The sequence below is a fragment of the Neisseria basseii genome (assembly GCF_962707005.1).
GTDB classification, from domain to species: domain Bacteria; phylum Pseudomonadota; class Gammaproteobacteria; order Burkholderiales; family Neisseriaceae; genus Neisseria; species Neisseria bergeri.
Map to the genome: position 1 here is coordinate 1 of NZ_CAUIXH010000002.1, position 24,232 is coordinate 24,232.

Sequence of the window (24,232 nt, forward strand, 5' to 3'; positions counted from 1 at the left end):
GCTCAAGGCACTCACACTTATCGGTAATCTGTTTTGTTAAAGAGCGTTTGAACTGCTTCGTTACCGACGCTTCGTCAGCAGCGAAGACGCGAACTATACGCTTGAAGACGTATACGGTCAATACTTTCAGCGGAATTTTTTTCGGGAAATGTTGTCATATCTCTGTCGGATAAGGTTTTTTATTTTTGCCAAATGCTGCGCCGCCTCCAATAATCCCTTCCTCCCCTCCTCTGGCTGGTGCGCCTTTGTGAATATGCCGTCTGAAACTTGGGGCTTCAGACGGCATTTTGTATCCAAAACGGTAACTAATGTATCCGTACTTTGTTATAGAATGGCTGCTGTTTTTCTTCGTAATTTAGAAATTGTCAAAATGGGCAAACATATTCTTTTAGGTGTAACAGGCAGTATTGCAGCGTATAAGTCTTGCGAGTTGGTGCGGCTGCTGAAAAAACAGGGGCATTCGGTTACGGTGGTTATGAGCCGCTCGGCAACCGAGTTTGTCTCTCCTTTAACTTTTCAGGCTTTAAGCGGCAATCCTGTGCTAACCGACACGCACGGTGGCAACGGGTCAAACGGTATGGAACATATCAACTTAACCCGGAATGCGGATGTTTTTCTGATTGCTCCTGCAAGTATGAATACTTTGGCGAAAATTTGCTGCGGGATTGCGGACAATCTGTTGACGAACTTGGCGGCGGCGAGCAAATGTCCTCTTGCTGTTGCGCCCGCGATGAATGTGGAAATGTGGCTCAACCCTGCCAACCAACGGAATATCGCACAACTGGTTTCAGACGGCATTACTGTCTATATGCCGGGATCGGGCGAACAGGCTTGCGGGGAAAATGGTATGGGAAGGATGCCGGAACCTGTCGAATTGCTGGATTTACTTCCGGACTTGTGGACACCGAAAATTTTAAAGGGCAAGAAAATCTTGATTACCGCAGGTGCGACATTTGAAGCCATTGACCCTGTCAGGGGCATCACAAATATTTCCAGCGGGAAAATGGGCGTGGCTTTGGCGCGGGCGTGCCGTGCCGCCGGTGCGGAAGTCAGCCTGATTTACGGGCAACTTCAAACCGAACTGCCTTTCGGCATATCCGATACGGTTCAAGCCGTCAGTGCCGAAGATATGCATCGCGCAGTGCATCGTTTGATTGAAAAACAAGATGCTTTTATTTCTGTTGCCGCCGTCTCAGACTATAAGGTTAAAAACAGGAGTACGCAAAAATTCAAAAAAGATAAAAATGCCAAACCGTTATCCATCGAATTGGATGAGAACCCTGATATTTTGGCTTCCATTGCCTCATTGCCGAACCCGCCGTTCTGCATCGGTTTTGCCGCTGAAACGGAGAATGTATTGGCATATGCGCGGGAAAAACGTATTAAGAAAAAAATACCGGTGATAGTTGCCAATGATGTTTCAATCGCGATGGGCAAACCGACCAACCGGATTACCATTATCGGGGACGACGGGGAACTGTCTTTTCCCGAAACAAGTAAAGATGAAGCGGCAATGCGAATTGTTGAAAGGCTTGCCGTATATTTGAACAAATTCGGGACAGATGAAGGCAGCTACTAAAGATTTATGGAAAACTATTGAACGTGAACAAGTGTCCAAAAATCAATTTACTAATGAACAACTAATGAAGATTAAAGCAGGAAATGAAAAAATTCCTAGTTATACATGGCATCATAATGCACAAAGCTCTCCTAATAATATGCAGTTAATTCCTAATAGTATTTATAAAGCTGTTAGGCATACCGGTCAAAAATCGTTAAAGAAAGATCAGTGAACATGGAAAAACTATCAATATCATCAGATGAGGGATTGGTTCCAATAAGAACAATTCAACAATTTGCTGAAGATATAGGGGTTGTTTTTCCTGTTTCATATGTATCGCTTCTTAGCAAACATGATCATTTATACCCTAAAGAAAATATTTTCAATTTTGTCAATCACTACGGTGCAAATGATGAAAGGGACATTTCATTTTTAGGGTATAAGCAAAATTTAGGCTATGAAGATATTTATAGCTATTCATGTATTGATGATGAATATGGGTATGCAAAAAAAGTGATTGCTTTTGGGATTTCAGCTAATGGTGATTATATCTGTTTTGATTACAGAAAATGCAATGAAAATCCATGTATCATTCTAATGTATCATGATGATTTTTATGAAGATGAGAATGGGGATACGAAAATGGTAACTAGCCATATTGCAGATAGTTTTGATGCCTTTTTGGATATGCTATATGAACTTTCAGATTAAGTGTGTAGGTTGAGTTGAAAACCCAGCTAAATTAAAAAGATCGTCTGAAATCAGCAAGCCGTAGTCCATATGAAACCTAAACTCAACAAGTAGGATGCGTGAGAAACGCACGTACAAAAGCAGCTTACCGCCACACCCATATCAGCAGCACGGCCGGCAAAACGATTATCCGAAGCGGCGGGGATACCACCCTCAAAGGTGCGCAGCTTATCGTCAAAAGCATACAGGCAGATAAGCAATTGAACGGATAAACCATAAAACGGATTGCCTGTTAATCAAAAGATAACCCGTTTTACCTGCTTCAACTTCTGATGACTTTGCGGATATATGGGATGCTGTGCAGATTTTGAATAATCTGATTCAACTGATCCAGATTCTTGACTTTCAATAAGAATTTAAATTCGACAAAACCTTCCGTTCCCGACTGGGATTTAGACGGTGTTTCGACCGACTCGATGTCCGCACCGGAATCGGAAATCGCTTGCGCCATTAATGCCAACAGGCCGTGGCTGTCTTCCGATTGGACTTGAAGCCCGACACGGTAGTTCTGCCCATTCATATTTTCCCAGTCTGCATCCAGCTGCTGTTCGGGATCGGACTTCAACAACGTCGGGCAGGTATCCCTATGGATAATCATGCCTTTTCCCTTAACCAACAACAAACGGATGGAATCGCCGGGAACAGGGTGGCAGCACTCTGCAAAATGAATATGTCCGCTTTCCTGACCATCGACTTTAATGGAGCTGAGCTTGACCTCGCTGCCGAAATGCTCCCCTGCCAACTCGGCAATGTGCATGGCGACATAAACCGGCAGGGTATGCCCCATCCCTACGTTGTATAACACTTCTTCAAACGATGTCTGCTTGTCGTTAAGGTCTTTCAAATACTTTTCTTTGATGCCGTCTGAAAGCAGGACATCTTTGGGCAGCAAACTGGACAGGGCTTTTTGTAAAAGGCTCTCTCCCAAAACGACCGCATCGTGCCGGTTAAGGTTTTTAATATATTGGCGTATAGCACTGCGCGCCCTGCCGGATACGGCAAAATTCAACCACGCGGGATTGGGTTTGGCGTGTTCGGATGTGATGATTTCGACGGAATCACCGGTTTTGAGCTTCGTACGCAGCGGCATCATCACGTTATTGACACGCGCGGCAACGGTTTTATGCCCGATGTCGGTATGTACCGCATAAGCAAAATCGACAGGCGTTGCCCCCTTGGGCAAAGTTAGAATTTTTCCTTTCGGGGTAAGGATGTAGATTTCGTTCGGGAACAAATCGACTTTAACGTGTTCGAGAAACTCAATGGCATTGGCGCTGCTTGCCTGTAAGTCTAAAATGTTTTTCAACCATTGATTGGTGTGCAGCACCGCCTGATCGACCGTTTGGGAATCTGATTTATAGCTCCAATGGCCGGCGATACCTCCTTCCGCCACGGCATCCATTTCCCGCGTGCGTATCTGAACTTCAATCGGCAAGCCGTAAGGACCGACCAAAGTGGTATGCAGGCTTTGATAACCGTTGCTTTTCGGAATGGCGATGTAGTCTTTGAACCTCCCGGGCTTGGGCTGATAGAGGGTATGCAATGCGCCGAGTGCGGCATAACAGGCGGGAATGCTGTTGACAATGACGCGGAAACCGTAAATATCCATAACCTCGGCAAAGCGCAGCTTTTTCGCCATCATTTTCTGATGGATGCCGTACAGGTTTTTTTCCCTGCCTTTGATTTTGGCCTCTATATTCGCGCCTACCAGCCGCTGACCGAATGCGCGCAAGACTTTGCCGACAACGTCCTGCCGGTTCTTCCGGCTCTTGTCCATTGCTTTTTTTAAAGTCTCGTAGCGGTTGGGATGAAGATTTTGGAACGATAAATCCTGAAGCTCCCGATACGCATTATTCAGACCTATGCGGTTGGCAATCTGCGCGTAGATTTCGAGGGTTTCCCTTGCAATCCGGCGACGCTTGTCCGGACGCATCGAACCGAGCGTCCGCATATTGTGCAGGCGGTCGGCAAGCTTGACGACAATCACGCGCACATCTTTGGTCATTGCCAAAATCAGTTTGCGGAAACTCTCCGCCTGATGCTCTGCATGATCTTCAAATTTGAGTTTTTCGAGTTTGGACAGCCCGTCCACCATCTCGGCAACCGTATTGCCGAACACCGCCGCCATTTCCCCTTTTGTTACGCCCGTATCTTCCAATACGTCGTGCATCACGCCTGCACAAAGGCCCTGTATGTCCATATGCCACAGGGCGAGCTGCGTCGCAACGGCAATCGGATGCGTAATGTATGGTTCGCCACTTTTCCGGGTTTGTCCGTCATGAGCGTGAAATGCATAGGCAACAGCCTTCTCGAGCTCAACCTGTTCTTCAGGCTTGAGATAGGAAGCGGTACGGAAAAGCAGGGTACGTGCTTCGGCAGTTAAATAGTCGTAAGGTGCGGTGGGTTGTGGGACAGGCATTTCAGACGGCTTTCGGAACATATTTGATTTTTCGTTTCAAACCGTCGGACTGCACGGCGGCAGAATGTGCCGACGTGCGTTTCCGGCAGAATTTATTTATTGCGCGTCAGCAGTTCCGTACCGATATGCCCGGCAGCGATTTCCCTTAAGGCGGTAACGGTCGGTTTGTTATTGCGGACATCGTCCACAAGCGGCGTGTTGCCGTTCTCAAGCTGGCGGGCGCGGCGGGCCGCTACCAATGTCAGGTCAAAATGGTTGGAAATTTTTCCGGTACAGTCTTCGGTGGTAATACGTGCCATATTATTTGCTTTCTTTCAAAAATATTTAAATTGGGAAACCGAGTATTTTCGCGGTTTTTTAGGAATTTTCCAACAAATCTGCAATAAATCCCAGTTGCCGCGACCTTTTCAGACGGCAGGCATTCACGATATGGAGCAAATCCTCCTCCGCACGCGCCAAGTCGTCATTGACCACGACAAAGTCGAACAATACGGACTGTTCGATTTCATGCCTTGCCTTCGACAGCCTCCTTTGGATAACTTCCCGACTGTCCGTCCCGCGTCCGTTGAGGCGCGCGGCAAGTACGTCGAAAGAAGGCGGCAGGATAAAGATGCCGACGGCTTCGGGCAGCGCGTCGCGAACCTGAGCCGCGCCCTGAACATCGATTTCCAAAATCACGTCATAGCCTGCCGCCGCCAACGCATTCACGCCCTCCGCGCTTGTGCCGTAATAGTTGCCGAACACGTCCGCGTATTCCAAAAAAGCTTCCTGCGCGATAAGCGACTCAAACTCTTCTTTGGAAACAAAGTGATAATGTACGCCGTTTGCTTCGCCTTCACGCGGCGGGCGCGTCGTGTGCGACACGGAAACGCGCAAACCGTTATGGTTTGCCAACAGCCGCGACACCAGCGTGGTTTTGCCCGTGCCGGAAGCGGCCGAAATGATAAAGATGTTGCCTTTTCGATAAGCGGACATATTTTTTACCTGTATATTTTCCAGCCGATTGTATCACAACGGACACTCGGTTTCCTATTTGCCGATGCCCATATTTTGCCGCTATTGTTTTGATTGATTTGGCAAGCGGCAGGCTGACGGCTACAATATGGCGTTAAAAACATCAAACATGGAACACACAATGCTGGTTCATCCCGAAGCTATGAGTGTCGGCGCGCTTGCCGACAAAATCCGCAAAATCGAAAACTGGCCGCAAAAAGGCATCTTATTCCACGACATCACGCCCGTCCTGCAAAGTGCGGAATACTTCCGCCTTTTGGTTGATTTATTGGTTTACCGCTATATGGATCAGAAAATCGACATCGTTGCCGGTTTGGACGCGCGCGGCTTCATTATCGGCGCGGCACTCGCCTACCAGCTCAACGTCGGTTTCGTCCCCATCCGCAAAAAAGGCAAGCTGCCTTTTGAAACCGTATCACAAAGCTACGCGCTCGAATACGGGGAAGCTGCGGTGGAAATCCACACCGATGCCGTCAAACCCGGTTCGCGCGTGCTGCTGGTCGATGATTTGGTTGCCACGGGCGGCACGATGCTTGCCGGACTGGAGCTGCTCCGCAAACTCGGCGGAGAAATTGTCGAAGCCGCTGCCATTTTGGAATTTACCGACCTTCAAGGCGGCAAGAATATCCGTGCAAGCGGCGCGCCCTTATTTACCCTGCTTCAAAACGAAGGCTGTATGAAGGGCTGAAAACCGACCCTGCCGTCTGAAACCGGCAGGGTTGTTGTTATGCGTTCAAATCACACCCAAATCTTGCAAGCCCCTCAACACACCGTCTTCATCAACGCCGGGGCAAACATATTTCGCCGCTTCTTTCGCTGCCTGTTCCCCGTTGCCCATTGCCACGCCGAACCCGACTTCAGACAGCATTTCCACATCGTTCAAACCGTCGCCGAACGCCATCACGTCCGCCATTTTCCATCCCAATGCCTCAACCACGCTTCTGATGCCGTCCGTTTTCGACATTCCCTCAGGCAGCAGATCGACCGCTTCCTCGTGCCAGCGCACCGTTTTCAAGCCTTCCCGTTCCACAATATCCGACCAAAGCGGCATTTCGTTTTCCTCCGCAAACACCAGCATCTGATACACCGGTTTGCTTGAGAAATAATCCTTATCGGCAAAAAAATCGCTGGCGATATGCTTTAAGGCGCGGCACACGCATTCCGACAGTGCGGACACGGCAATCCCCTCTCCGCCGACAAATGCATAATCCATGCCCAAGCCATCCAAATACGCGCAAACCCTGCCCATCAAACCGGCATCCATCGGTACTTCGCGCACAGTTTTTCCGTGCAGCAGCGCAAACTGTCCGTTTATCGTTACCACGGCATCCATACCCATTTCCGCCATCATGTCCCTGACCTTTTCAGGAATCGTCGCCAAAGACCGCCCCGTTGCCAACGCCGTCAATATACCTTTGCCGCGCAAAGCCGCCACCGCCGTTTTCACGGAAGGGCGCAAGGTATCTGTATATTTTCGGTACAGCGTATCGTCAATATCGAAAAACACGATTTTAGGATTCATCACATTCTCTCTCGCATTCAAACTGCCGCATTGTATCCCAAGCAGGCAAATACTTGATAAATCCTTATAAATTTCCCGGCAAAATTGACCGCGAACACGAAAAGGCGGATAATCCGCCCATCTTCAAACACCCTTCAGACGGCATTTGCAGCAATGCCGTCTGAAACATTTTTACAAAGCACACAAATCATGTTTCAACACACAGGACGACACATAAAGCGTCGCCCTATGTGTTGCCCTGATTCGGAAAGGGTTACGCCCCTCCAAATAAAGTCTGATCCTGCCGCCCTAAAGGGCGGGGTTTCAACCGAAAAGGAAACACGATGAAAGCACCCGAACTCTTATTGCCTGCCGGCGGCTTGGAAAGAATGCGCGCCGCCTACGATTACGGCGCAGATGCCGTTTATGCCGGCAGCCCGCGTTACTCCCTGCGCGCCCGCAACAACGAATTTGCCAAACTTGATGTTTTAGAACAAGGCATTAAAGAAGCGCACGAGCGCAACAAAAAATTCTTTTTGACCGTCAACACGCTGCCGCACAACTCCAAACTCAGAACCTTTGTTTCCGATATGGAGCCCTTGATTGCGATGAAACCCGACGCGCTGATTATGGCGGATCCGGGTTTGATTATGACCGTGCGCGAAAAATGGCCGGAGATGCCGATCCACCTGTCCGTACAGGCGAACACTACCAACTACTGGGGCGTAAAATTCTGGCAAAACATCGGTGTCGAACGCATCATCCTGTCGCGCGAATTAAGCATGGAAGAAATCGCCGAAATCCGCCAAGAATGCCCCGACATTGAACTCGAAGTCTTCATTCACGGCGCATTGTGCATCGCTTATTCAGGACGTTGCCTGTTGTCCGGCTATTTCAACCACCGCGACCCCAACCAAGGCACCTGCACCAACTCCTGCCGTTGGGACTACAAAGTCCACAACGCCACGGAAAGCGATGCGGGCGATGCCCAACTTCTGCAAGGTTTCAACTTTGAAAAAGCCCAAGAAGAAGCCAACCAAAACTTTGAAGGCATCAACGGTCAAAAACGCCATCCCTACGCCGACAAAGTTTTCCTGATTGAAGAGTCCAACCGCCCGGGCGAAATGATGCCGATTATGGAAGACGAACACGGCACCTACATCATGAACTCCAAAGACCTTCGCGGTATCGAAGTCGTTGAAAAACTCGCCAAAATCGGTGTGGACAGCCTCAAAGTCGAAGGCCGCACCAAGTCGCTCTACTACGTCGCCCGCGTCGCCCAATCCTACCGCAAAGCGATTGACGATGCCGTCGCAGGCCGTCCGTTCGATTACAGCCTGTTGAGCGAACTCGAAGGCCTCGCCAACCGGGGCTACACCAGCGGCTTCCTCGAACGCCACCAAACCCAAGACTATCAAAACTACCTCAGCGGCCATTCCACCGCCAAACAAAGCCAATATGTCGGCCACGTTACCGAAATCGACGCTGAAGGTTGGGCAACGGTGGAAGTTAAAAACCGCTTCGCCGTCGGCGATTCACTCGAAATCATCCACCCGAGCGGCAACCAAACCATCAAATTGGAACAAATGACTCGCAAAGGTCAGCCTGTCGATGTTGCCCCGGGCAACGGTATTCAGGTCAAAATCCCGAATATGCAAGGCAAAGAAAAAGCCCTCATCGCACGCGTGTTGAACCCCTGAGCCACAATGCCGTCTGAAACCCGTTTTCAGACGGCATTTTGTTGAATCTTACGGTACAATGCTAATGATTTCCCACAGCAAACAAGGACATCCGACATGAAAAAAATCCTCATACTCTCCGCCGCCGCCCTGATGCTGGCAGCCTGCCAATCCGGCCGCGCACCTAAAAACGCGCACATGGCATCCGCCGGCACACAGGCCGGAGAATCATGCAAAGTTATCCGGGGCGACACCGCAGGAGGCGGCAAAAACATCATTTACCGTTGCAGCAACGGTCAGGCGGCAATAAATGCGGCCACCGCGGCCGGCGTATTGGAATCCGGGATTCCCGTCAGCTTCGGCGGCGGCGGCGTACCGGTTGCAAACGGTCAGGGCTTGGTTACCCGTCAGGCGGCAAACGGCGTAGGCAAATCCGACTCCGAGGCCTGCGAACGCGCCCTAATCAATGCCGCCCGCAAATTCCAGCAGACCGCAGGCAAACTCGGCGGGCGCAGTGTTACCGGCTTCCACAGCTACTTCGACAAGCAGCCGCTGCAAGGCGGGCAATACGACTGTCAGGCAGGCTCGTTCCACGTCCGCGTGGTCATGCGCGCCAATGTCGTCCGTTAACATATCGGCAACCAAAAAATGCCGTCTGAAACATTTTTCAGACGGCATTTTTAATCCTGCAACATTACCCCCTGCCCGAGTTCGGATACTGTATCAATATAAAACCCCATCACACAGATTTACGGTAAAAAACCGTCCGAATGAGTTCTTGAACACAATTCGGACGGCTTTAATTTTCAACAAGACGATTAATTCAATAATACCAGATTAAAACTTCCATTCCAGCGATACGGCATAGTTGCGGCCGGGGGCGTAGTAGCGTTCCAGACCCTGATTTGCTGATTTAGTATTCGATACGCTTAAAGAGTTAATAGTCGATCTCGGATTGATGCCGCGCAAGCTGTCCCAAGTATGGTATTTCCGGTTAAACAGATTATAAACGCCCGCCCGCAAAGTCATACGTTTTGCCGGTTTGTAGTAGCCGAATACATCCACAACAGTTGCCGCTTTATTCAACCAACGGAAGTCGATTTTATCGTCACGATACTGCAAGGCAACAGCACAATCATCTGTTTCCTCACCTGTCCAAGGATCGAGCTTATAGCTTGTGCAATAGCTCTTTTGTTCAATTACTTGGGCATCTTTGGCTTTTTTCCTGCCCATATAGCTGACACGGGAGAAAATACCCCAGCGCTCGTCTGGAGATTCATAATCCAATCCAAGCACCAACTTCAGCGGCTGGATGGACAACAAACTGCCGCGATCGCCGGACAATTTGCCTTTGCTGTAACCCAATGCGCCGGATAATTTGAAACCTTCCGGCACGGGCATTACTTGATGCAGGTTTATCTCGCCTTTAAATTCAATTCCCCTCACCCTTGCTTTATCGACATTGACCATTTGCTGACCGATTTGGGTAAGTGTAGCACCGCAATAGGTCGGATCCGTATAACAAGCATACCAATCACCAGCAAATGGATTGGGAACTTGGAAGGTATGTTCTTCTTCAAACAGGAAATTACGGTAACGGGTTTGATACAGGCTGAAATCCAAAGACCCCTTGTCGTTTTTACCATGCAGCGACAATGTTTGATTCAGGCTGCGTTCGGCTTTCAGCGACGGATTCGCTATCCAGTGGCCATACACGCTGGTATAAGTAAAATACATTTCCGATGCTGTCGGCACGCGATGCCCCGTATTGATTTGGTAAGCAGCACGCCAAGTGTCGTTCAAGCGGTAGTCCAAACCTAAAACGCCGTTCCATGTATTAAAACTTCTTGCGGCCGGATTGCCGTCATTAACACAGGTACTCAGACAAGGCGTATCCGGCTTGAAAGCCTGCGGTTTTACCTTCTCATGGTCGTAGCGCACGCCTGCATTTACAGATAACTTGTCGCCTAAAGCGATTTTATCCTGCAATGAAAAACCGATTTGATCCGTCTTCATCGGACGTATAATGGTGTAATGTTTACGTCCGGTTATATCGCCTGTTGAATTAAAATCCAAATCATCATTTACATTTTCAAAGTCGCGACGACTGGCAAAAGTCTTAAACGATAATCTGTGCTCCCCTTTCCACAGTGAAAAAGGCTGGCTGTCCAAACGGAAGGATAAACGCTTGTATTTGGTATCCATATTCCGCTCGTCTCTATCAGCCATAAAGCCGTTGTGATACTGATAACCTGTGCGCCAGTCTCCGGTACGAACCATATCACCTTTATAGTTTATCGCCCCATTGCGGGTCTTCTGATAATCCAAGTCCGTGCGCAGCAAAGCAAGGATGGAAGAGTCGGGAGTCCACTCGTGGTTCAGGTTGATATTGGTGCGTTTCTGTATATCATCCGCCTCCCGCCAATAACTTGTCAGAGAGTAAGTTTTTTCATAAGTGTAATTGCTGTTATTTTGTCCATTAACAGAAAAACCGAAGCGGTGAGAGTCGGCCGGTTGCCAGCCTAATTTCACCAAATAACTGTGGTTATTGTGTTTGGACGGATCTGGATGAATGCGTGCAGAGCCGCGCTCTGCCTGATCCTGCTTATCCAATTCACCAAACCCTACAAGATCAACGACATCCCCCCCCCCGCTTTTCATTTCATGCCCGTGTCGGCGGGAATACAAAACCACGGCATCAAAAACATTGCCCGCATAGCCGAAACCTGCGGTATTCGCCCACTCTCTGTTTTTACTTGCGTAACCGCTGCGTAGAAGTGCGCCGAAATTTTGTTCCGGCAAAACAATATCCCGTGCATCAAGCGTGCGGTAGTTCACATTACCACCTAAAGAACCGCTGCCGCTTTCAAATGAATCCGCACCTTTCGTAATATCCACACCCTTAACCAACTCGGTATCGATACTTAAACGGGAATTATTGAAGTTGCCGTAACGTGCATAAAGTGAATTTTCTTCCGAACTGGGCAATGCCACACCGTCGATACTGATACCGACACGGTTGTCTTCTACCCCGCGCATGGCAAAGCCTTTCATACGGCGGCCATCATCGGATACACCGACATCTGATGAATAACGCACCAAATCGCGTGTATCCCGAATCATTTGCTCTTGAATGGTTTTAGCCTTTACTCGTTCCACAGTGGTAGATGCATTGTGCCTACCTTTAACGCGCACTGCTTTTACCTCTGCCTTAACGGGTGTGGTTTCAGTTGCAGCTTCATCCGCTGCCAAGACTGGATTGCCGAAAATACTGCCGACCAGCGCGGCGATAGGGAGCATTTGTAATGGTTTCATATTATCAACTCAAGATGTATGGATTGTTCATCCTCGGTTAGCGCATAATAGATTTTCTGATAATCATTAATATTTAATAAGACAGTAATCCGTGCAAACAAAACCGCGCCGTGTAATTAAAGGTCCCTGCAAACAGCTATGCCGAGACCTTGTTTATTTGATTCGATTATTTTTTAGTGCCTGTGCGGCATCATACCTTCGGGAGCTTCGGCATCGGCTGCCAAGCCGAAGGTTTCGCGCAACACGACTTTGTAGAATGCAAAGGCTTCGCGCGCGCCTTGGATGGCTTCCGCTTCCGCTTCGGGAGTCAGGTTCAAAGCGTTCAGATGCTCGACGAAGGCGCGCCAGTGTTTGCCGCGACCGTTCGGATGGGGAGCGAGGTGGCGTGCGCCGTGTTCGCCGTTGTAATCGAGTTTTTGCGCGTGTTTGAACAAAAACGCCGCGCCCAAATTGGATCCTTCGGCGCAATAAAGCCAGCCGATTGCTTTGTTGCCGGTTTCGTGTGGCAGCGGTTTGCCGTATTCGTAAGGTTTGTCGCCCAAATCTGCGAGGTCTTGCGTTACGGCATCGTATCGCGCCATATATTCCAACTCGGGAATGGCCTTGTTCAATTCGGCATCTTTATAGATGTGGTTGACGGCTTTGTGGAAAACGGATTGGAGTTTCAAAAATTTGATGTAGTTTTCTTTGCTGACAAACGGTTCGACGGACATAACGAGGTTATCCACGCTGTCGTGAACCGCCGTGGTATCCGCCTTCAGGCGTTTGGCAAACGTCAGGGCTTGATTTTCGGTTTCGCTCATAAGTTTTCCTTTGTCGGTAAGGGATAAGGATGCGGGGCGGGCAAAATCCGCACTTGCCCGCATACAAAAATAATAAAGAATCATAAACGAAATTTATTATCACATATTTTTGGAAAAAATATCATTTGCGTTATATTTTTAAGCGGGTATTTTACGATTATTTACAAAATCGGGGTTTTATCAAATAGGCTTGCCGGCCGGAGGGGCAGCCGCTCAAAAAATATTTTTGCCGGACACCAAGGGTTTGTTCATACTGCCGAACCTGCCGGTTTTGCATCCTGATTAGGTGTATCGCCTTTTTTCCTTTATAATGCCGCCACTTATATTTGCTACTTTCCCGATGAAGCCGTTTGCCGAAAATATCCCCCACAGCCTTCGCGGCAGCTGCCGCGACGAAGCCCTGCCGCCGCATACGGTAGATTGCCCGGAATGTGGCTGCCGCGCGGATGTGCCCCGTTTGGACAGGGGGGAGGCGGCGTTCTGCCCGCGCTGCGGCTATAAGCTCTTCAGGGTGGGCAGCCACCCTTTTTCCGGCCCGCCCGCCTATGCGGCGGCTTCGCTGATTTTGATGGCGTTTGCTTACAGTATGACGTATATCGAGGTCGGGATACCGGGTGCGGCATCCGTCCTTTCGCTGCCCGAGATGATACGCCTGATGGTGTTTCAGGATTATGGTTTTTTGGCCGAAGTGATGTTTGTGCTGACCTTCGGCGCGCCGGTTCTGTTTCTGCTGCTGTGCCTGTATGTCTATGCCGCGCTGATACGGAAACAGGCGTATCCTGCGCTGCGTTTGGCAACGCGTGTGATGGTGCGCTTGAGGCAGGCGATGATGGCGGATGTGTTTTTTATTTCCACTTTGGTGGCGTATATCAAGCTTTCGGCTGTGGCGGAGGTGAAGTTCGGTCCAGCGTTTTACCTGATGTTCGCGCTGTCGGTTATGCTGATTCGGACTTCGGTATCGGTTCCCCAGCATTGGGTGTATTTCCAAATCGGGCGGCTGACGGGGGATAATGCGGTTCAGACGGCATCGGAAGGCAACACCTGTTGCAGCCGCTGCCTGTATTTCCGCGACAGTGCCAAATCCCCCTGCGGCGTGTGCGGTGCGGAACTGTACCGCCGACGGCCGAAAAGTCTGAGTATTTCGTCGGCGTTTCTGACGGCGGCGGTTATTTTGTATTTTCCTGCCAATATCCTGCCGATTATGATTTCGTCCAATCCTGCCGCCACGGAGGCCAACACCATCCTTAGCGGCATCGCTTATATGTGGGACGAGGGCGACAGGCTGATTGCGGCGGTTATTTTCAGCGCGAGTATTTTGGTGCCGGTGCTGAAGATTGCGGCGATGGCGGTTTTGATTGCGGCGGCACGGTTCGCTTTGCCGACGGGTGCAAAGAAATTGTCGCACCTCTACCGCATCACCGAAGCGGTCGGCCGCTGGTCGATGATTGATATTTTTGTGATTATTATTTTGATGTGTTCGTTCCACACTTATGCCGCGCGCGTCATTCCGGGCAGTGCGGCAGTCTATTTCTGCCTGGTCGTGATTCTGACGATGCTGTCCGCCTATTATTTCGACCCGCGCCTGCTTTGGGACAAACGCGCTTCAGACGGCATTGCTTTCAACGAAACGGAAAAATATGACTGACAACAGCCCTCCTCCAAACGGACACGCCCAAGCACGCGTCCGCAAAAACAATACCTTCCTCTCCGCCGTCTGGCTGGTTCCCCTAATCGCGCTGATTGCCGGCGGCTGGCTGTGGGTTAAGGAAATCCGCAACAGGGGGCCTGTGGTTACGCTCTTGATGGACAGCGCGGAAGGCATTGAGGTCAACAATACGGTCATTAAGGTATTGAGCATCGATGTCGGACGCGTTACCCGAATCAAACTGCGCGACGACCAGAAAGGCGTGGAAGTAACCGCCCAACTCAATGCGGACGTATCCGGCCTCATCCGCAGCGACACACAGTTTTGGGTGGTCAAGCCGCGTATCGACCAAAGCGGCGTAACCGGTTTGGGTACGCTGCTTTCGGGTTCGTACATCGCCTTTACACCCGGCAAAAGCGACGAGACAAAAGACGTGTTCCAAGTGCAGGACATTCCGCCCGTTACCGCCATCGGGCAAAGCGGGCTGCGCCTGAATTTGATCGGCAAAAACGACCGCATCCTCAACGTCAACAGCCCTGTTTTGTATGAAAACTTTGTGGTCGGGCAAATCGAAAGCGCGCATTTCGACCCCGCCGACCAAAGCGTGCATTACACCATCTTCATCCAAAGCCCCAACGACAAACTGATTCATTCCGCCAGCCGTTTTTGGCTGGAAAGCGGCATCAATATCGAAACCACAGGCAGCGGCATCACACTCAATTCTGCCCCTCTGCCTGCCCTGCTGTCGGGCGCGATTTCATTTGATTCGCCGAAAACCAAAAACAGTAAAAACGTCAAAAGCGAAGACAGCTTCACGCTTTACGACAGCCGCAGCGAAGTCTCCAACCTGCCTGACGACCGCTCGCTGTATTACACTGCGTTTTTCAAACAATCCGTGCGCGGCCTGACCGTCGGTTCGCCCGTGGAATATAAAGGACTGAATGTGGGCGTGGTTTCCGACGTTCCCTATTTTGACCGAAACGACAGCCTGCATTTGTTTGAAAACGGCTGGATACCCGTACGCATCCGCATTGAGCCTTCCCGTTTGGAAATCAATGCCGACGAGCAAAGCAAAGAACATTGGAAACAACAATTTCAGACGGCCTTAAACAAAGGCCTGACCGCCACCATCTCCAGCAACAACCTACTGACCGGCAGCAAAATGATTGAGTTGAACGATCAGCCTTCCGCCTCGCCCAAGCTGCGACCGCATACCGTTTATGCAGGCGATACCGTCATCGCCACACGGGGCGGCGGTTTGGACGACTTGCAGGCCAAATTGGCGGATTTGCTGGACAAATTCGGCAAACTGCCTTTGGATAAGACGGTTACCGAATTGAACGGCTCACTTGCCGAGCTCAAATCCACACTAAAAGCCGCCAATGCCGCCCTAAGCTCCATCGACAAACTGGTCGGAAAACCGCAGACGCAAAACATTCCGAACGAGCTGAACCAAACCCTGAAAGAGTTGCGCATAACCCTGCAAGGCGTATCGCCGCAATCGCCCGTTTACGGCGACGTACAAAATACGCTGCAAAGTTTGGACAAAACCTTAAAAGACGTTCAACCCGTCATTAACACTTTGAAAGAAAAACCCAACGCGCTGATTTTCAACAGCAGCAGCAAAGACCCTATCCCGAAAGGAAGCCGATAATGCGCCTATTCCCGATTGCCGCCGCCCTGACACTTGCCGCCTGCGGTACTGTGCAAAGCACACAATATTTCGTGTTGCCCGACAGCCGCTACATCCGTCCTGCAACGCAAGGCGGCGAAACCGCCGTCGAAGTCCGTCTTGCCGAACCGCTCAAACGCGGCGGACTGGTCTATCAAACCGACCCCTACCGCCTCAACACCGCACAAAACCACGTTTGGGCAGGCACCTTGGACGATATGCTCGAAGCGGCGTTGAGCAATGCATTCAACCGTTTGGACAGCGCACACATCTTTGTTCCTGCCTCACGCAGCGGCAGTACCGAAAAATGGACGGTCTATATCGACGCATTCCAAGGCAGCTACACGGGCAAAACCCTCATCAGCGGCTACGCCGTCCTACCCGACGGTACGAACAGACCCTTCCATATCGAAACCGAACAGCAGGGTGACGGCTACTCCGCCATGACCGCCGCACTCGAACAGGGACTGAAACAGGCGGCGCAACAGATGATCGAGTAAACCGTGAACTATTGCGAATTTGCCGCCTCACTTCCCGAAAACACCGATAACCCGAACAAACATTACCACGACACGCAATACGGTTTTCCGCTTGAGGACGACAATGAATTGTTTGAACGGCTGGTGTTGGAAATCAATCAGGCAGGATTGAGCTGGACACTGATGTTGAAGAAGCGGCAGGCGTTTCAGACGGCATTTGAAGGGTTCGACATCGATACGGTTGCCGCCTTCGACGACACCGACCGCGAACGCCTGCTTGCCGACGCGGGCATCGTCCGCAACCGTCTGAAAATCGATGCCGCCATTTTCAATGCACGGCAAATCCAAGCATTGCAACAAGAACACGGCTCGTTCAAGAACTGGCTCGACGCGCACCATCCGCGAAGCAAAGACGAATGGGTCAAACTCTTTAAAAAACATTTCAAATTTGTCGGCGGCGAAATCGTCGGTGAATTTCTGATGAGTACCGGCCACCTCAAAGGCGCGCACGCCGAAAGCTGTCCGGTTTACCGTGAAACCCTGAAATACCACCCGAAATGGCTCGATGCCGTCTGAAAAACCAATGAACAGAAGAACCTTCCTCCTCGGCGCAGGCGCGTTGCTTCTTACCGCCTGCGGCAGAAAATCCGCCCGAACCCACGCCAAAATTCCCGAAGGAAGCACTGTGCTTGCCTTGGGCGATTCGCTCACCTTCGGCTACGGCGCAAACCCCGGCAAATCCTACCCCGCGCAACTGCAAAAACTGACAGGTTGGAACATCGTCAACGGCGGCGTATCGGGCGACACGTCCGCACAAGCCCTCGACCGCCTGCCCGCGCTGTTGGCACGCAAACCCAAGCTTGTGATTATCGGCATAGGCGGCAACGACTTTCTGCGCAAAGTTCCCGAGGAGCAGACCCGCGCCAATATCGCGAAAATCATCGAAACCGTGCAAAAGGAAAACATCCCCGCCGTCCTCGTCGGCGTGCCGCACATTACCTTGGGCGCGTTGTTCGGGCATTTGAGCGATCATCCGCTTTACGAAGACCTGTCCGAGGCATACGGCATTCCCCTGTTCGGCGGCGCGTGGGCGGAAATTTTGAGCGATAATAATCTGAAATCCGACCAAATCCACGCCAACGGCAAAGGCTATCGGAAATTTGCCGAAGATTTGAATCAATTTTTGAGAAAACAGGGGTTCAGATAAACAAAGGTTTATCCGCACCCAAGTTGTTTATATAATCATGAACCGACTGGAACACCAAACTGCTTCGGGACGCATATGCCGTCTGAAGTGCAAAACCTATGCCATACAGCCGCATGAAGTTGCAGCGCTATGGCTTTTTTTGAAAAAGACGGTCTGCCGGTTCAGACGGCATGACCGACCGTCCGAACCTGCTGTGGATAAAGCCCGGACAGGCTGAAATCATGGAATATTGCGAACCTGAAGAAGCATCCGACCCGTACGCAACATACAGGCGTGCCAACCTGATGGCGGGGCTGCCGCTGTTTGTCGTGATTTTGGTTCTGCTCAATATTGTTTTTCCGCTTCCGGCGCATCCCTTGGCTTGGCTGGTGCCTGCAGGTTTCATGGTTTTGGTCGGCGGCTTTCCCTTATCGCTGCCGCTTGTGGTGCTGCTTGTCCTGACCTGCTGCATTCTGGCGCGTTGTCCGCCATTATCCCGTCTTTTGTGCTACCCTTGCCCGAATCATCCGATGTCTAAAAATTCTGCCTGATGGCAGCCCTACAAACCCGAAGGAGTAGAAATGAAACTGTCCGAACTGTTCAACCCCAACGAATTTGCCGCGCGACATTTGAGTTTCGGCGACGAGGCCGCGCTTTTGGAAACGCTCGGCGAGAAGAGTATGGACGATTTTGTCGGCAATACCGTGCCGCAAAGCATCCGTATGCCGTCTGAACTCGATTTGCCCGAGGCCTTGACCGAGGCGGACGCATTGGCGAAATTGAAAGGCATTGCGTCGAAAAACGTGATCAACAAGTCCTATATCGGTTTGGGTTATTACCCGACCCGCGTGCCGAACGTGATTTTGCGCAACGTATTGGAAAATCCGGGTTGGTACACTGCCTACACCCCATATCAGGCGGAAATTGCGCAGGGGCGTTTGGAAGCGTTGTTGAACTTCCAACAAGTGTGCATCGATTTGACCGGTTTCCCTGTGGCGGGCGCGTCTTTGTTGGACGAAGCAACCGCCGCCGCCGAAGCAATGGCGATGGCGCACCGCGTGGGCAAAGTGAAATCCGAGCGTTTCTTTGTGGATGCGCGCGTGTATCCGCAGACTTTGGACGTGATGAAAACCCGCGCCAAATATTTCGGCTTTGAATTGGTGGTCGGCGATTTTGCCCAAGCGGATGAAGGCAAATACTTCGGCGCGCTGTTCCAATACGTCGGCAAAGACGGCGACGTGCAAGACTTGCAGGATGTTATCGGCCGTCTGAAAGCAAAAGGCACAATCGTGGCCGTTGCCGCTGATATCATGAGCTTGGTTTTACTGAAATCACCTGCCGAATTGGGCGCGGATATTGCTTTGGGCAACACCCAACGTTTCGGCGTACCGATGGGCTTCGGCGGTCCGCACGCTGCTTATTTCGCGTTTAAAGACGAGTTCAAACGTTCCGCTCCAGGCCGCATCATCGGCGTATCCAAAGACGCATCGGGCAAACCTGCCTTGCGCATGGCGTTGTCCACCCGCGAGCAACACATCCGCCGCGAAAAAGCGACATCCAATATTTGTACCGCGCAGGCATTGCTGGCGAACTTGGCCGGTATGTATGCCGTTTACCACGGCCCTGAAGGTGTGAAACGCATTGCCAACCGCATTCATGCGCTGGCTTCTGCCTTTGCCGATGCGCTGGTTTCAGACGGCCTGAATGTGGTTCATAAGGTCTTCTTCGATACCGTTACCGTCGATTTCGGCAACAAAGAGAAAGCAGACCAAGTGTTTGCCGCTGCTTTGGAATCGGGCTATAACCTGCGCCGCGTTAACGATACTCAAGTTGCGGCTGCATTCCACGAAACATCGGCATGCGAAGATTTGGTTGATTTGTACCGCGCGTTTACCGGCAAGGATACGTTCGCATTTGCCGATGATGTCAAAGGCCGTCTGAATGCAGAATTGCTGCGTCAGGACGATATTCTGCAACATCCTGTGTTCAACAGTTACCACACCGAACACGAAATGCTGCGCTACCTGAAAAAACTCGAAGACCGCGATTTGGCGATGAACCGCAGCATGATTTCGCTGGGCAGTTGCACCATGAAACTCAATGCCACTGCGGAAATGTTGCCGATTACTTGGGCGGAGTTCTCCGACATCCATCCCTACGCTCCCGAAGCGCAAACCGCGGGCTACCGCGAATTGCTCGCCGATATGGAAAACAGCTTGAAAGCCATCACCGGCTTTGACGCGATTTCCTTCCAGCCCAACTCAGGCGCGCAGGGCGAATACAGCGGCATGCTGTCCATCCGCCGCTATCAAGAAGCCAATGGCGAGGGACACCGCAACATCTGTCTGATTCCAAAATCAGCCCATGGTACCAACCCTGCGACTGCGGCCATGCTGGGCTTGAAAGTCGTCGTTGTCGACACCGACGAACACGGCAACGTCAACATCGACGATTTGAAAGCCAAAGCCGAGCAACACCGCGACGCTTTGTCCGCCATCATGATTACTTACCCGTCCACCCACGGCGTGTACGAAGAAGGCATCCGCGACATTTGCCGCATCGTCCATGAAAACGGCGGACAGGTTTATATGGACGGTGCCAACCTCAACGCCCAAATCGGCATCATGCAGCCTGCCGAAGTCGGTGCGGACGTGTTGCACATGAACCTGCACAAAACCTTCTGCATCCCTCACGGCGGCGGCGGTCCGGGCATGGGTCCCATCGGTCTGAAAGCCCACCTCGCCCCATTTGCTCCAGGCCATACCTTGACCGACACCCACAGCGCCAGTGCCAATCAAACTGCCGTGGCTGCCGCAGCATATGGTTCTGCATCCATCCTGCCGATTACTTGGATGTACCTGACCATGATGGGCAAACAAGGTATGGAACAGGCAACGCGCCGCGCATTGCTCAACGCCAACTACATCGCCAAAGCCTTGGGCGAGGATTATCCGATTCTCTACACAGGTAAAAACGGCCGTGTCGCGCACGAATGCATCGTCGATTTGCGTCCGCTCAAAGCCGAAAGCGGCATCACCGAAACCGACATCGCCAAACGCCTGATGGACTACGGTTTCCACGCGCCGACAGTTTCCTTCCCTGTTGCCGGTACGCTGATGATCGAACCGACCGAGAGCGAAAGCAAAGCCGAACTCGACCGCTTCATCTCCGCCCTGAAATCCATCCGCCGCGAAGTGCAGAAAGTCATCGACGGCGAATGGCCGAAAGACAATAATCCGCTGGCCAACGCCCCACACACCGCCGCAGATATAACCGGCGACTGGGCGCGCCCGTATTCCCGCGAAGAAGCCGTCTTCCCGCTGCCGTTCGTGCGCGAACACAAGTTCTGGCCCTTTGTCAACCGCGTGGACGACGTGTACGGCGACCGCAACCTCGTGTGCAGCTGCCCGCCGATGGAAAATTATGAAGACTGACCGTTAAAACCCCGAAGACAAATGCCGTCTGAGACACTTTCAGACGGCATTTTCGTCAACGGCGGGCCGGTTGCACCGATACACATATCTCGGCTATAACTCCAAAATAAATGTGTTAAACCAGTATCCATACATCAGCTTTTTTATCATCCTACTTTTTATTCATCCGATCGGGCAGACAGATTTCAAAGATGAAAAGCCTATTTGCACCCTTTGATGTCATTCCCACACGGACAAACAAATAAATTCCCATAAAAAAAACGGAGCAGACACCTGCCCCGTTTTTTAATTTAATCCAAAATTTTAATCCGAATTTAGAATTTCGCACCGGATTGGTTTGCCATATAGTCAACCGCTGCTTTGACTTCGTCATCGCTCAAGCCGGCATTGCCGCCTTTGGCAGGCATCGCGTTAAAGCCTTCAAGGGCGTGTTTGTGCAAGGTTTCTTTGCCTTTTTTGATACGCGGCGCCCAATCGTCTTTTTTGCCTATGCCGGGAATACCGGGGATTGAACCGCCGTGGCACGCCTGACAACTTGCTTCAAAAACTTTCTTGCCGTCTGCACCGGCTGCAGGTGCGGCAGCACCTTTGTCTTCTGCCCCCGCTTCCGCTGGAGCTGCATTATCGGCAGGAGCAGAAGCTGCCCCTGAAGCGGCATTGTCGGCAGGTGCAGCCTCATCAGGATTTGGGAAAGAACCTCCGCTTTTGTTTGCCATGTAGGTAATCGCCCGTTTGAGTTCCTGATCGGTCAGGTCTGCCGCACCGCCTTTGGCAGGCATGGCGTTAAAGCCGTTCAGCGCGTGTTGGAACAAAGTATCGAAGCCTTGCGCGATACGCGGCGCCCAGTCGCCGTTGTGCTCCAGTTTCGGAGCATTCGGCACATTGCTGTCCGCCGCGTGGCATTGGATACAGATTTTGTTGAAAACCTGATCGCCTTGGCGTTCGCCGACGGGGATGCCGTCGCCCATCGTCAATTGTCCGACGGGCTGGATACGGGTCTGCGTTGCCGCTTCCGTAGTGGCATCGACATCGCCGAACGAGCCGCTGCCCGCCAGCTTAATCAGGAAATAAAGGACTGCAATAACAATAACGATACCGCTCACAAGGGTAAACAGTGCAGAGCCTTGGGCTTTATTGTCGCGGAGTTGTTTCATTTGGTAGGCCTCGCCGTCAGGTTAGGTTGTGCTGTAAATTATAGTTTGGTGTGTTAAACGCAGTTAACAATATTTTGCTGGATTATACTGAATTCACAGGGTCTTTCCAATCGCTATCATTGAAAATATGAAAAAATTTGCCAACAGTATCTGTGCAAAACAAATAATCCGTTGAAAATACTGGATTATCTCCAAGAAAACTCCCATTATGCCGCCATACGCCGCCTGACGGCGCAAGATAACCTTTGCCAATTTGCAGAATTTACGTTAACCTTACGTTCTCCGCACCCATAGCTCAGTTGGAAGAGTGTCAGTTTCCGAAGCTGGAGGTCACAGGTTCGATCCCTGTTGGGTGCGCCAATTATAAAGAGGCCGTCTGAAAGATAAATACTTTTCAGACGGCCTTTTGACTTACTTCAAACTCTTATTTCAACACTTCGGCAAACGCATCGGCAACATAGGCGATATTCGATGCGTTCAGCCCGGCGACGCACATCCTGCCGGAATCCAGCAGGTAAACGGCAAATTCGTCGCGCAGCCTGCGGACTTGTTCTACGCTCAACCCTGTGTAGCTGAACATGCCGCGCTGCTTGATGAAATAAGTGAAATCGCGACCGGGGATTCGGTCGGTCAATACGCCGTAAAGTTTCTGCCGCATCTCACGGATGCGGTCGCGCATCATATAAACTTCGTTTTGCCACAAGGCGTAAAGTTCGGAGCTGTTCATCACATCGGCGGCGAGATACGCACCGTGTGCGGGCGGGCTGGAGTAGATGCGGCGGACGGTAAATTTGAGTTGTCCGAACACCAATTCCGCTTCTTCTGTATTCGGGCAAACCACGCTTAAGCCGCCGACGCGCTCGCCGTAGAGCGACAGGTTTTTTGAAAACGAATTGCTGACGAACAGCGGCAAATCCATTTCCACCGCTTTGCGGACGGCGTAGGCATCGCTGTCCAAATCGCTGCCAAAGCCTTGGTAGGCGATGTCCATAAACGGAATCAGTTTGCGCATTTTGATGATTTGCAACACTTCGTCCCATTGCTGTTCCGACATATCCACGCCGGTCGGGTTGTGGCAGCAGGGATGGAGGATAAGGACGCTGTTTTCGGGCAGGGTGTTGAAAAACGCGGTCATTTCGTCGAATTTCACGCCGACAGTGGCGGGGTCGTAATATGGGTAAGTGCCGACCTCGAAACCTGCACCTTCAAAAATGCCGCGATGGTTGTCCCAAGTCGGGTCGCTGACGTAGGCGCGCGCTTCGGGAAACCAGCGGTGCAGGAAATCCGCCCCGACTTTGAGCGCGCCCGAACCGCCCAAGGTTTGTACGGTAACGATGCGCCCTTGCGCGAGTGTGGAGTTGTCTTTTCCGAACAACAAATGCTGCACCGCGCTGCGGTAAGTGTTCAAACCTTCCATCGGCAGGTAAGGCGACGGCTCAGGTGTAGCGGCACGGGCGGTTTCGGCACGGTTTACGGATTCCAATACGGGCATTTTGCCTTCGTCGTCGAAATAAATGCCTATGCTCAAATTGACTTTTTCAGGGCGCGGGTCGCGGTTGAACGTTTCGACCAAACTCAAAATCGGGTCGCCGGGGTAATATTCAACGTGTCGGTACATAG

At 51.2% G+C, this 24,232-nt stretch carries 22 protein-coding genes, 1 tRNA gene and 1 pseudogene; 15 read left to right on the plus strand and 9 right to left on the minus strand.

Translation table 11 applies throughout. The features are described 5' to 3' along the window. Nucleotides 1-154: 154 nt before the first annotated feature. On the minus strand, nucleotides 155-286 hold the full coding sequence (locus Q9I99_RS01190; protein ID WP_301667294.1) for a hypothetical protein: 132 nt from the start codon (nucleotides 284-286) through the stop codon (nucleotides 155-157). 84 nt (nucleotides 287-370) lie between these two features. Between Q9I99_RS01190 and coaBC the strand changes: the two genes are divergently transcribed. The 4 genes and pseudogenes from coaBC to Q9I99_RS01210 form a co-directional block, all read left to right on the plus strand. Further along, complete coding sequence (coaBC, locus tag Q9I99_RS01195; RefSeq protein ID WP_301667295.1) at nucleotides 371-1,579, plus strand: bifunctional phosphopantothenoylcysteine decarboxylase/phosphopantothenate--cysteine ligase CoaBC; 1,209 nt, start codon at nucleotides 371-373, stop codon at nucleotides 1,577-1,579. Next, nucleotides 1,563-1,793, plus strand: coding sequence for an HNH endonuclease (locus Q9I99_RS01200; protein ID WP_301667296.1), 231 nt, complete (start codon nucleotides 1,563-1,565; stop codon nucleotides 1,791-1,793). Before coaBC ends, Q9I99_RS01200 begins: the two co-directional genes overlap by 17 nt. Before the next feature lie 2 nt (nucleotides 1,794-1,795). Further along, entirely contained in the window at nucleotides 1,796-2,272 is a 477-nt protein-coding gene (locus tag Q9I99_RS01205) for an SMI1/KNR4 family protein (protein ID WP_301667450.1), read from the plus strand. Between the two features lie 125 nt (nucleotides 2,273-2,397). Continuing rightward, a pseudogene (locus Q9I99_RS01210) lies at nucleotides 2,398-2,505 on the plus strand (hemagglutinin repeat-containing protein); the annotation flags it as partial. A gap of 68 nt (nucleotides 2,506-2,573) precedes the next feature. Here the strand turns inward: Q9I99_RS01210 and Q9I99_RS01215 are convergent. The 3 genes from Q9I99_RS01215 to gmk all read right to left on the minus strand — a co-directional run bounded on the left by Q9I99_RS01215 (nucleotide 2,574) and on the right by gmk (nucleotide 5,705). Continuing rightward, entirely contained in the window at nucleotides 2,574-4,730 is a 2,157-nt protein-coding gene (locus tag Q9I99_RS01215; RefSeq protein ID WP_301667298.1) for a RelA/SpoT family protein, read from the minus strand. 92 nt (nucleotides 4,731-4,822) lie between these two features. Then, entirely contained in the window at nucleotides 4,823-5,029 is a 207-nt protein-coding gene (rpoZ, locus tag Q9I99_RS01220) for a DNA-directed RNA polymerase subunit omega (protein ID WP_002212665.1), read from the minus strand. 58 nt (nucleotides 5,030-5,087) lie between these two features. Then, nucleotides 5,088-5,705, minus strand: coding sequence for a guanylate kinase (gmk, locus tag Q9I99_RS01225; RefSeq protein WP_002242918.1), 618 nt, complete (start codon nucleotides 5,703-5,705; stop codon nucleotides 5,088-5,090). 127 nt (nucleotides 5,706-5,832) lie between these two features. Here gmk and Q9I99_RS01230 point away from each other — a divergent pair, with 127 nt between their 5' ends. Next, entirely contained in the window at nucleotides 5,833-6,432 is a 600-nt protein-coding gene (locus tag Q9I99_RS01230; protein ID WP_301667305.1) for an adenine phosphoribosyltransferase, read from the plus strand. A 45-nt stretch (nucleotides 6,433-6,477) separates the two neighbouring features. Here the strand turns inward: Q9I99_RS01230 and Q9I99_RS01235 are convergent, their stop codons facing one another. Next, nucleotides 6,478-7,266 (minus strand): Cof-type HAD-IIB family hydrolase, encoded by a 789-nt coding sequence (locus Q9I99_RS01235; protein WP_301667306.1) that lies wholly within the window; start codon nucleotides 7,264-7,266, stop codon nucleotides 6,478-6,480. 323 nt (nucleotides 7,267-7,589) lie between these two features. On the opposite strand from Q9I99_RS01235, the gene trhP reads away from it, so the two are divergent. After that, nucleotides 7,590-8,945 (plus strand): prephenate-dependent tRNA uridine(34) hydroxylase TrhP, encoded by a 1,356-nt coding sequence (trhP, locus tag Q9I99_RS01240; protein ID WP_301667307.1) that lies wholly within the window; start codon nucleotides 7,590-7,592, stop codon nucleotides 8,943-8,945. Between the two features lie 96 nt (nucleotides 8,946-9,041). After that, nucleotides 9,042-9,554: an excinuclease gene (locus Q9I99_RS01245; protein WP_439652318.1), complete on the plus strand. Its 513-nt coding sequence runs from the start codon at nucleotides 9,042-9,044 to the stop codon at nucleotides 9,552-9,554. Between the two features lie 207 nt (nucleotides 9,555-9,761). Here Q9I99_RS01245 and Q9I99_RS01250 read toward each other — a convergent pair whose 3' ends face one another. Beyond that, nucleotides 9,762-12,239, minus strand: coding sequence for a TonB-dependent hemoglobin/transferrin/lactoferrin family receptor (locus Q9I99_RS01250; RefSeq protein ID WP_301667308.1), 2,478 nt, complete (start codon nucleotides 12,237-12,239; stop codon nucleotides 9,762-9,764). Between the two features lie 173 nt (nucleotides 12,240-12,412). Further along, entirely contained in the window at nucleotides 12,413-13,042 is a 630-nt protein-coding gene (locus tag Q9I99_RS01255) for a biliverdin-producing heme oxygenase (protein WP_301667309.1), read from the minus strand. A 310-nt stretch (nucleotides 13,043-13,352) separates the two neighbouring features. On the opposite strand from Q9I99_RS01255, the gene Q9I99_RS01260 reads away from it, so the two are divergent. From Q9I99_RS01260 to gcvP, 7 genes are all read left to right on the plus strand, one after another. Continuing rightward, nucleotides 13,353-14,687 carry a paraquat-inducible protein A gene (locus Q9I99_RS01260; protein ID WP_301667310.1) on the plus strand — a complete coding sequence of 445 codons (1,335 nt, stop codon included), beginning with the start codon at nucleotides 13,353-13,355 and terminating at the stop codon, nucleotides 14,685-14,687. Next, nucleotides 14,680-16,341 (plus strand): intermembrane transport protein PqiB, encoded by a 1,662-nt coding sequence (gene pqiB / locus Q9I99_RS01265; RefSeq protein ID WP_301667311.1) that lies wholly within the window; start codon nucleotides 14,680-14,682, stop codon nucleotides 16,339-16,341. The genes Q9I99_RS01260 and pqiB overlap by 8 nt, the downstream gene beginning before the upstream one ends. Then, nucleotides 16,341-16,859: a PqiC family protein gene (locus tag Q9I99_RS01270; protein WP_301667312.1), complete on the plus strand. Its 519-nt coding sequence runs from the start codon at nucleotides 16,341-16,343 to the stop codon at nucleotides 16,857-16,859. The genes pqiB and Q9I99_RS01270 overlap by 1 nt, the downstream gene beginning before the upstream one ends. A 3-nt stretch (nucleotides 16,860-16,862) precedes the next feature. Continuing rightward, on the plus strand, nucleotides 16,863-17,414 hold the full coding sequence (locus tag Q9I99_RS01275) for a DNA-3-methyladenine glycosylase I (protein WP_301667313.1): 552 nt from the start codon (nucleotides 16,863-16,865) through the stop codon (nucleotides 17,412-17,414). Continuing rightward, the gene (locus tag Q9I99_RS01280) at nucleotides 17,404-18,045 is read left to right on the plus strand and encodes an arylesterase (protein ID WP_301667314.1); all 642 of its coding nucleotides are present in this window, start codon (nucleotides 17,404-17,406) and stop codon (nucleotides 18,043-18,045) included. Before Q9I99_RS01275 ends, Q9I99_RS01280 begins: the two co-directional genes overlap by 11 nt. 170 nt (nucleotides 18,046-18,215) lie before the next feature. Continuing rightward, nucleotides 18,216-18,575 carry a hypothetical protein gene (locus Q9I99_RS01285; RefSeq protein ID WP_301667316.1) on the plus strand — a complete coding sequence of 120 codons (360 nt, stop codon included), beginning with the start codon at nucleotides 18,216-18,218 and terminating at the stop codon, nucleotides 18,573-18,575. 30 nt (nucleotides 18,576-18,605) lie between these two features. Next, nucleotides 18,606-21,458 (plus strand): aminomethyl-transferring glycine dehydrogenase, encoded by a 2,853-nt coding sequence (gene gcvP, locus Q9I99_RS01290; RefSeq protein WP_301667317.1) that lies wholly within the window; start codon nucleotides 18,606-18,608, stop codon nucleotides 21,456-21,458. 314 nt (nucleotides 21,459-21,772) lie between these two features. Here the strand turns inward: gcvP and Q9I99_RS01295 are convergent, their stop codons facing one another. After that, the gene (locus tag Q9I99_RS01295) at nucleotides 21,773-22,612 is read right to left on the minus strand and encodes a c-type cytochrome (RefSeq protein ID WP_301667318.1); all 840 of its coding nucleotides are present in this window, start codon (nucleotides 22,610-22,612) and stop codon (nucleotides 21,773-21,775) included. 284 nt (nucleotides 22,613-22,896) lie between these two features. Here Q9I99_RS01295 and Q9I99_RS01300 point away from each other — a divergent pair. Next, a tRNA-Arg gene (locus Q9I99_RS01300) sits at nucleotides 22,897-22,972 on the plus strand. Nucleotides 22,973-23,036: 64 nt separating this feature from the next. Here the strand turns inward: Q9I99_RS01300 and Q9I99_RS01305 are convergent. Further along, the gene (locus Q9I99_RS01305) at nucleotides 23,037-24,230 is read right to left on the minus strand and encodes an amino acid aminotransferase (protein WP_301667319.1); all 1,194 of its coding nucleotides are present in this window, start codon (nucleotides 24,228-24,230) and stop codon (nucleotides 23,037-23,039) included. Nucleotides 24,231-24,232: the final 2 nt, after the last annotated feature.